The 13301-nt window shown below is 72.5% G+C and carries 12 protein-coding genes and 1 pseudogene; 9 read left to right on the top strand and 4 right to left on the bottom strand.

Annotated elements, in window-relative coordinates; genetic code table 11:
* The first annotated feature begins 8 nt into the window (after nucleotides 1-8).
* Genes ACZ60W_RS27280 through ACZ60W_RS27265 form a run of 4 tightly spaced genes read left to right on the top strand, consistent with a single transcriptional unit; the run spans nucleotide 9 to nucleotide 4789 of the window.
* On the top strand, nucleotides 9-1202 hold the full coding sequence (locus tag ACZ60W_RS27280) for a polyprenyl synthetase family protein (protein WP_469758020.1): 1194 nt from the start codon (nucleotides 9-11) through the stop codon (nucleotides 1200-1202).
* Entirely contained in the window at nucleotides 1199-2737 is a 1539-nt protein-coding gene (gene crtI / locus ACZ60W_RS27275) for a phytoene desaturase family protein (RefSeq protein WP_469758019.1), read from the top strand. Before ACZ60W_RS27280 ends, crtI begins: the two co-directional genes overlap by 4 nt.
* Nucleotides 2734-3765 carry a phytoene/squalene synthase family protein gene (locus ACZ60W_RS27270; RefSeq protein ID WP_469758018.1) on the top strand — a complete coding sequence of 344 codons (1032 nt, stop codon included), beginning with the start codon at nucleotides 2734-2736 and terminating at the stop codon, nucleotides 3763-3765. Before crtI ends, ACZ60W_RS27270 begins: the two co-directional genes overlap by 4 nt.
* A gap of 1 nt (nucleotide 3766) precedes the next feature.
* Complete coding sequence (locus ACZ60W_RS27265; RefSeq protein WP_469758017.1) at nucleotides 3767-4789, top strand: DUF5914 domain-containing protein; 1023 nt, start codon at nucleotides 3767-3769, stop codon at nucleotides 4787-4789.
* A 21-nt stretch (nucleotides 4790-4810) separates the two neighbouring features.
* On the opposite strand, the gene ACZ60W_RS27260 is transcribed toward ACZ60W_RS27265, so the two are convergent.
* The 4 genes and pseudogenes from ACZ60W_RS27260 to ACZ60W_RS27245 form a co-directional block, all read right to left on the bottom strand.
* Entirely contained in the window at nucleotides 4811-6376 is a 1566-nt protein-coding gene (locus ACZ60W_RS27260; protein ID WP_469758016.1) for an FAD-dependent oxidoreductase, read from the bottom strand.
* 35 nt (nucleotides 6377-6411) lie between these two features.
* The gene (locus tag ACZ60W_RS27255; protein ID WP_469758015.1) at nucleotides 6412-7584 is read right to left on the bottom strand and encodes a lycopene cyclase family protein; all 1173 of its coding nucleotides are present in this window, start codon (nucleotides 7582-7584) and stop codon (nucleotides 6412-6414) included.
* 349 nt (nucleotides 7585-7933) lie between these two features.
* Nucleotides 7934-8650: a DedA family protein gene (locus tag ACZ60W_RS27250; protein ID WP_469758014.1), complete on the bottom strand. Its 717-nt coding sequence runs from the start codon at nucleotides 8648-8650 to the stop codon at nucleotides 7934-7936.
* A pseudogene (locus tag ACZ60W_RS27245) lies at nucleotides 8647-8940 on the bottom strand (translation initiation factor IF-2); the annotation flags it as partial. The gene ACZ60W_RS27250 and the pseudogene ACZ60W_RS27245, both read right to left, overlap by 4 nt.
* Before the next feature lie 171 nt (nucleotides 8941-9111).
* Here ACZ60W_RS27245 and ACZ60W_RS27240 point away from each other — a divergent pair.
* The 5 genes from ACZ60W_RS27240 to ACZ60W_RS27220 all read left to right on the top strand — a co-directional run bounded on the left by ACZ60W_RS27240 (nucleotide 9112) and on the right by ACZ60W_RS27220 (nucleotide 13211).
* Nucleotides 9112-10041, top strand: coding sequence for a peptidoglycan-binding protein (locus ACZ60W_RS27240; protein ID WP_469758013.1), 930 nt, complete (start codon nucleotides 9112-9114; stop codon nucleotides 10039-10041).
* Nucleotides 10042-10174: 133 nt separating this feature from the next.
* Nucleotides 10175-11341, top strand: a complete 1167-nt coding sequence (alr, locus tag ACZ60W_RS27235) for an alanine racemase (protein WP_469758064.1) — start codon at nucleotides 10175-10177, stop codon at nucleotides 11339-11341.
* A gap of 181 nt (nucleotides 11342-11522) precedes the next feature.
* The gene (locus ACZ60W_RS27230) at nucleotides 11523-12032 is read left to right on the top strand and encodes a hypothetical protein (RefSeq protein ID WP_469758012.1); all 510 of its coding nucleotides are present in this window, start codon (nucleotides 11523-11525) and stop codon (nucleotides 12030-12032) included.
* 193 nt (nucleotides 12033-12225) lie between these two features.
* A complete protein-coding gene (locus tag ACZ60W_RS27225) occupies nucleotides 12226-12471 on the top strand; it encodes a hypothetical protein (RefSeq protein WP_469758011.1) in 246 nt (81 codons plus the stop codon).
* Entirely contained in the window at nucleotides 12471-13211 is a 741-nt protein-coding gene (locus tag ACZ60W_RS27220; RefSeq protein WP_469758010.1) for a peptidoglycan recognition protein family protein, read from the top strand. Before ACZ60W_RS27225 ends, ACZ60W_RS27220 begins: the two co-directional genes overlap by 1 nt.
* The last annotated feature ends 90 nt before the right edge of the window (nucleotides 13212-13301 follow it).

The raw sequence follows: 13301 nt of genomic DNA, 5'->3' as shown, positions 1-13301 counted from the left end.
GAATCCACATGCAGACGCTCCATCCCTCCACGATCGACCGGGACGTCACCGCGGTCCTGGATCTCGTCCTTGACGACCTGCTCAGAGAACGTGTCCAGGAGGCTCAGGCCATCGAGGGGCCCTTCGCCTCGGACATCGCGCGACGGGTGGCCGCCTTCACGACGGGTGGCCACCGCCGCAGGTCCCGGTTGCTGTGGTGGGCCATGCGTGCGGTCGGCGGCGAGGGCGACGAGGCGGCCGACGCGACGATCCGCGCGGCGGCGGCCATCGAGCTCGTCCAGACGTGCGCGCTGATCCACGACGACGTCATGGACGGTTCCCTCACCCGCCGAGGTGAACCCGCCGTCCATGTCGCGCTCGACCGCCAGTACCGGACGGAGGGGCGTGCCGGCTCTGGAACGGGATTCGGCAGGTCGGCCGCGGTGCTCGCCGGGGATCTGGCCCTGGCCTGGGCGGACGACGTGTTCATGGAGGCGCTGCTGAGGACCCCGCACTCGGCCGGGCTGGGCGCACAGTGGCGGGCGATGCGGACCGAGATGGTCGCGGGGCAGTACCTGGACGTGCGCGCACAGGTGACCGGGGCGCGCTCTCGCGGGCTCGCCCTGCGGACAGCTGTCCTGAAGACGGCCTGCTACTCGGCGGTGCATCCCCTCCTGCTGGGGGCTCGGCTGGCGGGAGCCGGGGAGGGGGCGGTCAAGGAGCTGCGGCGGGCGGGTATGTGCGCCGGGATCGCGTTCCAGCTGGAGAACGACCTGCAGGGAGTCTTCGGCGATCCGGCCCGCACCGGCAAACCCGCCGGCGAGGACCTGCGCGAAGGGAAGGCGACCTACCTCCTGGCCGTGGGAAGGACGCTGTGCGTCCGCAGGGGCGACACCGCGGGGCTGCGGCTGCTGGAGACCGTCGTCGGCTCCCCTTACGCCACGGACGACGATCGATGCCGTGTACGGGACCTGCTCGACGCGCTGGGGGCGCTCGGGCACGTCACCGCGCGTGTGGACGCCCTGTGCGCCCGGGCCGTCGAGGCCCTGCGGCGGGCGGCCCTGGTCCCCGGGCCGGCTGAACATCTGGAGCGGATCCTCCTCGAGGCATGCGGCCGTACACCGGCGGGTCTCACCTCGCGCGCGCGTACCGGTGCGCGGGACACCGGCCTGCACGAGCGGGTGCAGCGGTCCTCCGCTCCGGTGACGGAGGGGGTGCGATGAAGGGCGTGCCGGGGAGGACGGATCACGTGGTCGTGGTGGGCGCGGGATTCGCCGGTCTGTCGGCAGCGCTCCATCTGCTCGGCGCCGGACGGAAGGTGACGGTCGTCGAGCGGGACACCGCGCCCGGCGGACGGGCCGGGCGCCTTGACCTGGACGGTTTCCGGGTGGACACGGGGCCGACCGTTCTCACGATGCCTGCTCTCCTCGACGAGGCGTTCGCGGCTGTGGGGGACTCGCTGCGCGAGCGGGTCGAGCTCGTCCCGCTCCACCCGGCGTACCGGGCGCTGTTCCGGGACGGGAGTGGTGTCGACGTCCATACGGAGGCTTCCGCGATGGCGGCCGAGGTGGAACGGTTCGCAGGGGCACGCGAGGCCGACGGCTATCTCAGGCTGCGCTCCTGGCTGGGCCGGCTCTACGCGGTGCAGGAACAGCGTTTCATCGGAGCGAACTTCGACTCTCCGGCGCAGCTGCTCCATCCCGACCTGGCCCGGCTCGCGGCACTGGGCGGGCTGGGACGTCTGGACCGCGCGATCGGGTCCTTCCTGGAGGACGAACGCCTTCAGCGGGTGTTCTCCTTTCAGGCCCTCTACGCGGGTGTGCCGCCGTCGCGGGCGATGGCGGCCTACGCGGTGATCGCGTACATGGACACCGTGGCGGGCGTCTACTTCCCCCGCGGCGGGATGCACGCCGTGCCCGTGGCGATGGCCGAAGCCGCCCGGCGGGCCGGGGCCGACCTCCGGTACGCGGAGCGCGTCGAGGCACTGGAACGGTCCGGGGCACGGGTGACCGGTGTCCTGACGGAGCACGGGCGGATCGCGTGCGACGCGGTGGTGCTGACCACGGAGCTCCCCCATGCCTACCGGCTCCTGGGCCGCGCGCCGCGGCGGGTGCTACGGACCCGCCACTCCCCCAGCGCCGTGATCCTCCACGCGGGAACGGACCGTACCTGGCCCGTACTCGCCCATCACACACTGTTCTTCGGCGCGGCCTGGTCGCGCACGTTCGAGGAGATCACCCGTACGGGGAAGCTGATGACCGACCCCTCGCTGCTCGTCACCCGGCCCACGGCCACGGACCCCTCGCTGGCTCCGCCCGGCCGGCACCTCCATTACGTCCTGGCTCCGTGTCCGAACACCGACATCGGGCCGAGCCCGCTGCATTGGGGCGAGCTCGGCACGGCGTACCGGGATTCGCTGGTCGGTGAGCTCGAGCGGCGGGGACTGGAAGGCTTCGGCGACGCGATCGACGCCGAATGCCTGGTGACCCCTGCCGACTGGACCGCCATGGGTCACAGCGCGGGCACCCCCTTCTCGGTCGCCCACACGTTCGCCCAGACAGGGCCGTTCCGCCCGCGCAACCTGGTGCGGGGCACGGAGAACGTGGTCCTCGCGGGCTGCGGCACCACGCCCGGGGTCGGCGTGCCGCCTGTGCTCATCTCGGGAAAGCTGGCCGCCCGTCGCATCACGGGACCTCCCCCGGCCGCACGGCGTCGCCCGGTGCCTGCTGTCACGCGCGGCAGGCTGGGGGCGTCGTGACATCTCGCGAACTGGACGCCATCGGGGTGCACGACCCCGTGCTGCGGGCCGCTTACGCCGAGTGCCGTCGGTTGAACGCGCGTCATGGACGCACGTACTTCCTCGCCACGCGGCTGCTGCCGCTGGATCGCAGGAGCGCGGTCCACGCGCTGTACGGATTCGCCCGCCGCGCGGACGACATCGTCGACGAGAACGCCGCCGCCACCGCGGAGCAGCGCGCGGCCGCGCTGGACGTCCTTGAGGTCGAGTGGCGCCAGGCGCTGCGCGGACGGGCGGTGACGGACCCCACCGTGATCGCGGCGGCCCACACGCGGGAGCGCCTCGGCATCCCCGCGCGGTACTTCGACGACTTCCTCGCCTCCATGCGCAGCGACCTGTTCGTCAGGGAGTACGCGACCTACGCCGATCTGCGCGCGTACATGCACGGGTCGGCCGCGGTGATCGGGCTGCAGATGGTGCCGGTGCTCGGGACCGTCGTTCCGCGGGAACAGGCGGAGCCGTACGCGGCCGCGCTGGGGGTCGCCTTCCAGCTGACGAACTTCCTCCGCGACGTCGGAGAGGATCTGGACCGGGGCCGGGTCTACCTGCCGGCCGACCTGCTGGCGGCGTCCGGGGTGGACGGCGAACTGCTGCGGTGGAGCAGACGGACCGGGTGCCACGACCGTCGGATCACCGACGCGCTGCGCGCCGCGGCGGCCCTCACACGGGGTGTGTACCGGAAGGCGGAGCCGGGGATCGCTCTGTTGGAGCCCGGGTCCTCCCCGTGTGTGCGCACGGCTTTCGTCCTGTACCGGGACATCCTCACGGTGATCGAGAAGGAGGGATATCCGGTGGTGCACCGACGCGCCGTCGTCGGCACGCGCAGACGGGCGTCGATCGCGCTGCCCGGCCTCGCCAGGGCCTGGGTGGCGCGTGCCGGACGGCGAAGCGCCGCCCCGTCGGTCGGAGGCGGCCCCGAGGCCCGCGGCGCGCGGGCGCGGACTCGCCCGGGCCGGGACGAGAGCACGAACGTGCGGGAGAGGACGTGAGGTGACGGAACGGCACGGGCGACGCGAGCCTGGTCGACTGCCCCTGAGCTTTCGGCGCGAGGCGGTGTCCTGGGAGAGCCAGCGCGCCACGTGGCGGCAGGCCCGTCCGGCGGCGATCGCCGCCGCTCTGAAGCGGGCGGGGTCCCGGCCCTCGGGCAACTGGTACGTCGTGGGGGCGAGCGGGGACATCCGGGCGGATCGCCCCACGGGGAGGAACGTGGCAGGCGTCGAGGTGGTGCTCTGGCGCGACGCCCGGGGAGAGGTGCGCGCGGGCTCCGGGGTCTGTCCGCACCTCGGGGCCGCTCTGAAGGACGGTGTGGTCCGATGCGGGACCCTGATCTGCCGCTGGCACGGTCTGGCGCTGGACGGCTCGTCCTTCGCCGGCTGGGAGCCATGGCCGGTGTACGACGACGGCGTCCTCGTCTGGGTGCGGCTGGACGGCGTGGGGGGCGAGGAACCGACGTCGCGACCGGTGATGCCGCCCCGACCGGCGGACGGGGCGGCAATCGCCGCCGTCTACACCGGTTTCGGCCGCTGCGAGCCGGAGGACGTCGTCGCCAACCGGCTCGATCCCTGGCACGGCGCGTGGCTCCACCCCTACTCCTTCGTCGACCTGGAGGTGCTCTCCGCCCCGTCGGACGACGACGAGGGAGCCGAGGACGCACTGGTCGTGCGGGTGTCGTTCAAGGTGGTGGGCCGCGCCGTGGTGCCGGTGACCGCTGCCTTCACCGCGCCGGAACCCCGTACCGTCACCATGCGGATCACGGAGGGCGAGGGTGCCGGCTCCGTGGTCGAGACGCACGCCACGCCGTTGACGCCCGCCGGAGCCGGGCGCCCTCGCACCGCGGTGGTCGAGGCCGTCCTGGCGGCGTCCGACCGTCCGCACTTCGCGGCGGTCAGGGCCATGGCGCCCCTGCTGCGGCCGGTGATGCGGTCCGCGGCGGGGCGCCTGTGGCGCGACGATCTGGCGTACGCGGAGCGCCGGTGGCGGCTTCGGAGCTCCGGCCGGTTCCCCGGTCGGTAGCTCGCGGTCGGCGCCGGTGCCTCATGGCGTGGATGCCGGAGCCGCGCGTGCGAGGAGCCGCAGCGCGGCCGACCGCCCTGCGGTGGGAACGGTCCACAGCGTCTGGCCGCGCAGGCCCCACCGGCGGAGGTGGGCGTTGGCCGCGAGGAACCCCGTGGTCGCCGCCCGTTCCATGAGGGCCACGGGATACTCGGTGCGGACCAGGTCGCCGGCGACCGTGACCGTCGGGTCGCAGGTGTGGACGGTGGGACGGTTCCGGTGGGCGCCGACTTCGAAGAGCGGGCAGTCCGAACGGACCTCGTGCCGCTCGTCGATGATGACCGCGGCGCGGGTCTCCGGCCAGGCGCGGCGCAGCTGGGCCACCAGCTCGCGGGACAGCGTGTGGGGATCGGTCGACCGGTCGAGCGCGTAGGCGTGCAGTTCGACGACGGAACCGCCGGTGCGGGCGGCCCAGCGAGCGGCTTCCCCCTCCCAGCGGTCGAGCACGCTGATGTTGTCGAGGGGGCCGTATCCGCTGGTGCCGAGGAAGCCGGGGCGTTCCGGGCGCACGGGCCTGTCCAGCCACAATCGGGACACGAGGAAGGGCGGCGCGGTACGAAGCGCGCTCACCCCGGCGCGCCAGGACTCGTCGCACAGGGCCGGGGACGCCGCGGCGAGCGCTTGGAGCCCAGCGGTGTCGGCGGCGAGCACGAGGGCGTCGGCGTGCCGGGAACCGTGGGTGGAGGAGACCGTGTGGCCGCCGCCGGGGGCCGGGACGATCTCCCTGACAGCAGTGTCGGTCAGGATGCGGACGCCGTGTCCGCGGAGATAGGCCGCGAGAGGGTTCCACAGTGCCTGGGGGTAGGGCTCGTTCGGCACGTCGAAGAGCAGGCCCTCGGAGGAGCCCAGGAAATAGATGTGGAACATCAGTACGAGCTCCGCGGCGGACAGGTCCCCGGGGTCGGCGAAGAAGCTGCGGGAGAAGACCTCGAAAGCGAGGTGTTGCGCGGCGGGCGGGAAGCGGATGTCGTCAAGGAAGTCAGTTGCGCTGACGGCGTCGTACCGCCGGTAGACGTCGGCGACGCGGACGTCGAGCAGGGGAAGCGCGGCCGGCGCGTTCATCCGCCTGAGGTCGCGCCAGCCGAAGCTCGGGCTGAGAGCGACGAAGCCGAGGGCGCTCCAGGGAGGGGTGCGGGGCACGCGCGCGAAGCTGTCGTGGAGGCCGGAGCCGTGCTGTAGCGGGTAGTCGGGCAGGCCGGTCAGGAGTTGCAGGGAGGGGTCGATACGACGCAGCAGTCCGCGCAGGTTGTAGTACTGCCGGAAGAAGGCGTGGAATCCGCGGCTCATCGTCACGTCCGAACCGTCGTTCAGCCGGTCCGGCCAGCCGGCCAGGCGGCCGCCCAGAGCTGGCTGTCGCTCGTAGAGGGTGACGTCGACTCCGCGCTCGGCGAGGATCGTGGCCGCCGCGATCCCGGCGATGCCGCCGCCGACGACGGCGCACGAGGGCCGTGGGCCGGGCCCCGTCCGGAGGAGGCCCGGCGGGGCGGGCACGACGACCGCTCGGCGGTCGCGGCCGCGTGAGGCACGGACGTGGCGGGAGGATCGCATCGCGTGGGCTCGCTCTCGTGACGAGGGTCGCCGGTTCAGTGTCGGCGGGGGAGGAAGGGCAGCTCCGCGGTCGTACGGAGCATGGGACCAACGGGAGTGTGCAGGCCGATGCGAAGCTCCTCTGACAGGCGTGTCCCGCCGTCGAGGAATCGCAGGAGCCGGTCGACGGGGACCTCGTCGAACAGGCGGGCGAAGAAGTCGGGCCCGGAGATCCTTCCGGTGTCGATGCCGCGGAGGAGAATCGCGTCCATCGTGAGGGCGCGCCGGGGGTAGGCGGCGGGCGGGAGGGGTTCGCGGCCCGCGTGCACGAGGGCGGCCACGGCGCGCGTCTGCCGCTGGATGGCGGCGAAGGCGTATCCGGTGGAGGGCCGCACCGCTCCCCCGGCGCCCCCGAGGCGGAAGGTGCTCAGCCCCGCCCGCCGCGGGAAACGGGCGTCCGTCATCGGGATGCGCCCCTGTTCCACCGCACGCACCTCGAAGGCGCCCAGACCGAGGACGGATCCGGTGTAGTGGCGCAGGGCTGCGTCGTACTCCTCGTCGGACAGTGCCTCCCGGCCGAACTCCGTGTATTCGACGAGGGCTTCGTGCCGGGAGAGCGGCAGCACGTAGCCGAAGGAGAGACCACGCGGGGGTTGCGGCGTTCGGAAGTCCATGATGTCGACGGCCTCCGGCAGGAAGGCGGGCCGTTCGGTTCGCAGGAACCAGCCCTTGAAGTGCTGGAGGAGACGAACGCGGGCGTCCGGCTCCGCGCTCGGAGGGCGGGTGTCGAAGACCCAGCGGGCGTGGACGCGGAGTGCGCCCCCGTCAGCGGACCGGCACGTGACCGTGACGCCGTCGGGCCGGTCGTCGACGTCGCCGGCGGTGGCCTCGAGCCTGCGCAGCCCGCGCAGGAGCGGGCGCAGTCCCCGGGAGAAGGACTCCGAGGTCAGCATCTTGTAGCGCAGCTCTCCCAGGTCGCGGTGGAAGGAGCGCCCGCCGGCCTCGTGCAGTCTCACCCGGCCCCATGAGGACGTCAGCCAGGCGTCGTACGGGCCGGGGCCGTTCTCCCAGTAGCACCAGGTTCGTGGGGGCGGGCTGAGAGGGCCCGGAGGTGCGTCGATCAGGACGACCTCCGGGACAGCCGCGCCGGACGGCGGAACGAGCAGACGCCAGGCCAGTGACAGGCCGGCTGCTCCGCCACCGAGGACGGCCACGTCACACCGCAGCATCACGGCTCCTTTCGGTCGTGCGGACATCAACCCCGGTCCTTCCCCTCGCATCGGCGGCCCGCTCTGGCATCCCCCTGCCCCTGACCCCACGATGGCCACCGCGACCGCGGTGGACAACGGCGCCGCCCGCCGCGACAGATCCCGTCCCGGCTCGAGGTTCCGTACGGCATCGCCTCCATCCTGACGGATCGTCCGGACGTGGCGGGGATCGAAGCCCGCGCGCCGGATCGTGTCACGGACCCGCACTGTCCGTCCGTGTGACACGCAACGACAGGACCTGGACGCCCGGTCACCTCGATCCGGCAACTGCATCGACCGAACCGGCCCCACCCGCACTCCTTCGAGCAGCTCAACCTCGAAAGCGCCCCTGACTCCCCCGCGGCGAGGCCGTCGAGCATCGGCCTTCCGGAGCGGCTACGGAAGAAGGGCCGGCCCGCCACCGGCGCGCAGCAGGTGACGGCGTGCCGCTCCGGCCGCGGTGGCGCAGTTTGACCCAGCCCAGGACGGCCGCCAGCGCGACCGCGGCAGCGGCGAGGGCCGGGCCGCCGAGGGCGAGGGCGTGCTGGAGGGACGCGGTGGCCGCGAATCCGGTCCCCGCTTCGAGGCCGGCCCACAGCGGAGCGGCGGCGAGGCTGTAGGGGGCGATGCGGTGATAGGGCACGCGGGTGGCGCCGGCGAGGTGGGGAACGAGGGTGCGGATCAGCGGCAGGAAGCGGGAGATCAGGACGGCCTGGCCGCCGCGACGGGCCATCAGCGCTTCGGTGCGCCGCCATGCGGCGTCGGGCAGGCGGCGGCCCAGGCGGCCGGTGCGCAGGCGGGGGCCGAGCGCGCGGCCCGTGCGGTGGCCGAGGAAGTCACCCGCGACCACCGCGCAGGCGGCCGTCGCGACCAGCAGCGGGAGGCTGAGCTGACCGGTGCGGGCCAGCGCGCCCGCCGTGAGGAGCAGGGTCAAGGTGGGGACGAAGGCGCCGATGAGCAGGACCGACTCGGCCAGGACCGCCAGGACCACGATCACGTACGCTCCCGCCGGCGGAACGTGGCCGAGGACGGTGGTCAGCGTGTTCACCGGTCGGCTTTCCAGACGGTGTGCCGGGCGCCGGGATTCCCGGGTGCCGGAAGGGTGAGCTGCCAGACCCTGGCGGGGGGAAGGTTCGCCCAGACCGTCCAGCATCCCGTGGCGTACCGGCGCTGGTAACCGCGGAGCACCTCTTCCACCGCCCGGTGGCGGCGCGCCTGCGCCCGGGACGCGAGCAGCGAGCGGGCCGGCCGGGTGCCGAGGTAGGAGAAGTAGGTCAGGGTGCCGCCGGGGTGCAGCAGCTCCAGGTAGCGGTCCATGATCGTCTCGACCTGGAGGGGGGGCCTGTCGGCCACGCTCCCAGCGAGCGGCCACGACTTCGCCCTCCCAGGGAACCCATCTCCCCCCGCGGGCAGCGGAGTCGGCAACCGTACGAGCAGAGAGGACCGTCCATGGTCTCGGCACCCGCCGTCTCCGGCAGGCGCAGTTCCCGTCACAGGGACATACGAGCGGTGATCACCACGCTCATCGCCCTGCTCCTCCTCGGACTGTTGTCCGCCCCGGCCCACGCGGCCGTTCCGGACTGGCCCCTGCTGCAGAAGGGGGCGACCGGGGACGACGTGGCCGGCCTGCAGTTCCTCCTGCGCCAGCAGGGGAGAAGCGTCACGGCCAACGCGGAGTTCGACGCACAGACCAGAAGCGCCGTGATCTCCTACCAGCAGAGCCAGGGACTCGCCGCCGACGGCATCGTCGGGCCGGTCACCTGGGGCAGGCTGGTGGTCACCGTCGCCCCCGGCTCGACCCAGGCGGACGCCGTTCGCGCCCTGCAGTTCCAACTCCGCAAGCACGGATACGACATCGCGGCCGACGGCGCCTTCGGGGAGCGGACGAGCGCCGCCGTCCAGGACTACAAGGCCCGACACCAGCTCACCGGTGGAACGACCGTGGGCCCCACCACCTGGCAGCACCTGCTCGGCTCGCCGCCCAGCTCCGGCCCCGTGGGCACCTACGCCTTCGTCATCCCCCGTACCGCCGTCTTCGACGGTCGGGAAAGCCTCCTGTGGCCCCATCATGACTACCCGGCCAGTGACATCGCGGTCGAGACGGGAACCCCCGCGTACGCCGTCACCTCCGGCACCGCACGCCTCAACGGCGGACTCGACGACTCCTGCGGCCTGGGCGTGGCGATCGACGGCGATGACGGCGTCAGTTACCAGTACTGCCACCTCGACAGCCGCAGCGTGAACGACGGAACCCGCGTGACCACCGGTCAGCTGATCGCCCACACCGGCACCACAGGCAACTCCACCGGCCCCCACCTCCACTTCGGCATCTTCCGGCAGGGCACGTCCGTCTGCCCCCAGCAACTGCTGATCGCCCTGTACGACGGTCTCACCCCGCCGTCTCCGTGGACCCTCCCGTCCTCCGGCTGCACCTCCTGACCACGCGCGAACGCCGGGCAGCGATCACTCCGCTCACTCCACACCCTCGACGTGGCGGGCGCCTACCGACCTCGCCGGGCACGCGCACGGCATGTCCGCACAGGACGTTCCCCGAAGGAAAGATCCCGTGAGCATGGAAACCTCATCGCTCCGCCGAGCCAGAGCAGAGATCGACCTCGGCGCGCTGCGGCACAACGTCCGGGCACTGCGCGCCCGCATCGCCGCCCATGTCCAGCTGATGGCGGTGGTCAAAGCCGACGGCTACGGTCACGGCGCCGTCCGCTGCGCACAGGCGGCGCTCACCGCGGGCGCCTCCTGGCTGGGCACGGCCACGCCTCACGAGGCACTCGCGCTGCGGGCGGCGGGTATCACCGACGTACCGCTCCTGTGCTGGCTGTGGACCCCCGGCGATCCGTGGGACCAGGGTATCGAGGCCGGACTCGACATGTCGGTGAGCGACATGTGGGCCCTCGAAGAGGTGTGCGCGGCCGCTCGGGCCACGGGGAAGACCGCCCGCATCCAGCTCAAGGCGGACACGGGGCTCGGCCGCAACGGCTGCCGGCCCGCCGATTGGCCCCGGCTCATCGGCGAGGCACTCGCGGCAGAGGGGGACGGCTTGGTCAAGGTCACCGGCCTCTGGTCCCACCTGGCCTGTGCGGACGTACCCGGCCACCCCCTGAACGCCGTGCAGGTGGACGTCTTCCGCTCGCTGATCGAGCAGGCGGAGAAGGCAGGGGTCGAGCCCGAGATCCGGCACATCGCCAACTCGCCGGCGACTCTCACCCTCCCCGAGACCCACTTCGACCTGGTCCGGACGGGCATCGCCATGTACGGGCTCTCGCCGAGCTCCGAGATCGGCACCCCCGCCCGACTCGGCCTGCGGCCGGCGATGTCGCTGCGAGCGAGCGTGGCCCTGGTGAAGGGCCTGCCGGCCGGCCACGGCGTCTCGTACGGACAGCACCACGTCACCGAGGACGAAACGACCGTCGGACTGATCCCCCTGGGGTACGCGGACGGAATCCCCCGGCACGCCTCGGGCCGGGGCCCCGTCCTCGTCGGGGACGGCGTCCGCCGGGTAGCCGGGCAGGTCGCCATGGATCAGTTCATGGTCGACCTCGGCGGCGACGAACCGGAGCCGGGCACGCAAGCCGTCCTGTTCGGGCCGGGAAGCCGGGGCGAACCGACGGCCCAGGACTGGGCGGAGGCGGCCGGCACCATCGTGTACGAAATCGTCACCCGGATCGGGACGCGCGTTCCGCGCGCGTACACGAACGGCGGCGACGAACGCCTCACGCCCTGATCTCCGGGCGAAGCACCCATCCCCCCTCCGCGTCGCCCTCGTCCCCCTTCGCCCAGGGCCCCCGGGGGCGAAGAGCAGTGACGTCCCACGGCCGGGTTCGCCGGGCCCCAGATCCGCCCTTCATACGCGTCATCCGCGCGTGCAGGGTCGTTCCACCCACCTCTCATCCAGGAGACGCAGCATGAGAATCCGGTCCGTCATCACCGCACTGGCGCTCGTCACCGGCGCCCTGTTCGCCCCCGGCGTCGGCGTCCTCACCGGCACGGGCGACGCCTACGCCGTCACCAAGATCAGCCACGCCACCGCCACTTCGATGTTCAGCGCTTCCGGGATCACCTGGTCCTCGTCCGGAAACTGCTCCGACCGGAACAACCCCACCTGTACGTCGTTCGAGCAGCTCAACCTCGCCACCGCCCAGGGCGCCCAGACCCTCAAGAGCGCCAGCGGCTGCTCCCTCAACATCACCGGCGGCACCGAGACCGGCCACGCGAGCGGCACGTACTCCCACTGGAACGGCTACAAGCTCGACTTCGGCAAAGCCAAGTGCCTGGCCACCTACATCCAGGACAACTTCACCTACATCGGCCTTCGCGGAGACGGTGCCCCGCAGTGGCAGTCCGGCGCCGGCAACGTGTACGCCGACGAGGGCAACCACTGGGACGTGACCTTCTACAACTGCGGCGGCTGCTGACAACCTCTTCCGTCCGCTCCGGACACGGTGGGGCAGGTCCTCGGCCTGCCCGGCCGGCGCTGCACGCCCGCTCGCCGTCGGACACGCCGTCCGGCGGCGGGCGGACGGCACCAGGGATGTGACGGGCCCGGCACACCCGCAGCGAGCCCCTCGACCCGAACCACCACGATCACCCACTCCAGCAGGAGGACCGTTGACCAGAAGACCCTCGCGCCGCGCCGCACTGCTTGCGGCGGTCGGCAGCGCACTCGCGCTGCCCCTCATCCACGCCGGAACCGCCCGCGCTTCCGGCACTCCGGCGAAGAGCGACAAGAATCCCTTCGTCACCCATCCCCGTCAAAGCGGCGCGGTGTACGGCTCCGCAGCTGCCCGCAACGCCCATGCCGAACCGTTGAACGCCGCCGTCGAGTGCGCCGTGGGCCGAGGAGGCAGGATCTGATGGCCACGTTCGTCACGCGCGCGCAGTGGGGCGCCCGGGCTCCCCGGGACGTCAGCGGCACCATCACCCCGGAGCAAGGCGGCGTGGTCGTCCACCACGTCGACGCCGTCAAGGTGGCAGAGGCCCACCACGCCGACTGCGCGGCCCAGGTACGCGCCATCCAGAACTTCCACATGGACTCGAACGGCTGGTCCGACATCGCCTACAGCCACCTGGCCTGCGTCCACGGCTCCCTCTTCGAAGGGCGCGGCGAGAACGTGCGCACCGCTGCCCAGGGCACCACCCAGGGCAATGACGACTGGTACGCGGTCTGCGCCCTGACGGGCGGGACCAGCGGCGACTACGACGTGATCACCCCGGCTCTGATCGACGCCATCCGTTACGGAGTCGACCGTCTGCGCGTGTCGGGTGGTGCCGCGCCGGCCATCACCGGTCATCGCGACCACCACTCGACCGGCTGCCCGGGCAACCTGTACTCCCACGTCCTCAGCGGCGCGGTCAACCCGGGGGGCGGACCCCTTCCCTATCCCGGGGTCAGCTTCCGCCAGCCCCCGAGCTTCGTGCACGCGAGCGTGGCGACCTGGCAGTTCCGGATGAACAGCGCGCACGGCTACTCCCTGACCGTGGACGGCCAGTACGGGCAGGGCTCCGACACGGCCTGCCGCAGTTTCCAGTCGCGCAAGGCGCTGACCGTCGACGGTGTCGTCGGGCCGGCCACCTGGGCCGCCGTGTTCGCCTAGGGCCTGTCGTCAAAATCCCCTCGTTGCCCGAAGGGCGGCCCTGCGGCGTCTGGTGCGTGCTCTCGGTGTGCCGGGTGGAAGTGCTCGTAC

The sequence above is a fragment of the Streptomyces sp. NPDC104202 genome, assembly GCF_055584185.1.
This window is presented reverse-complemented; position numbering and strand designations above follow the sequence as displayed.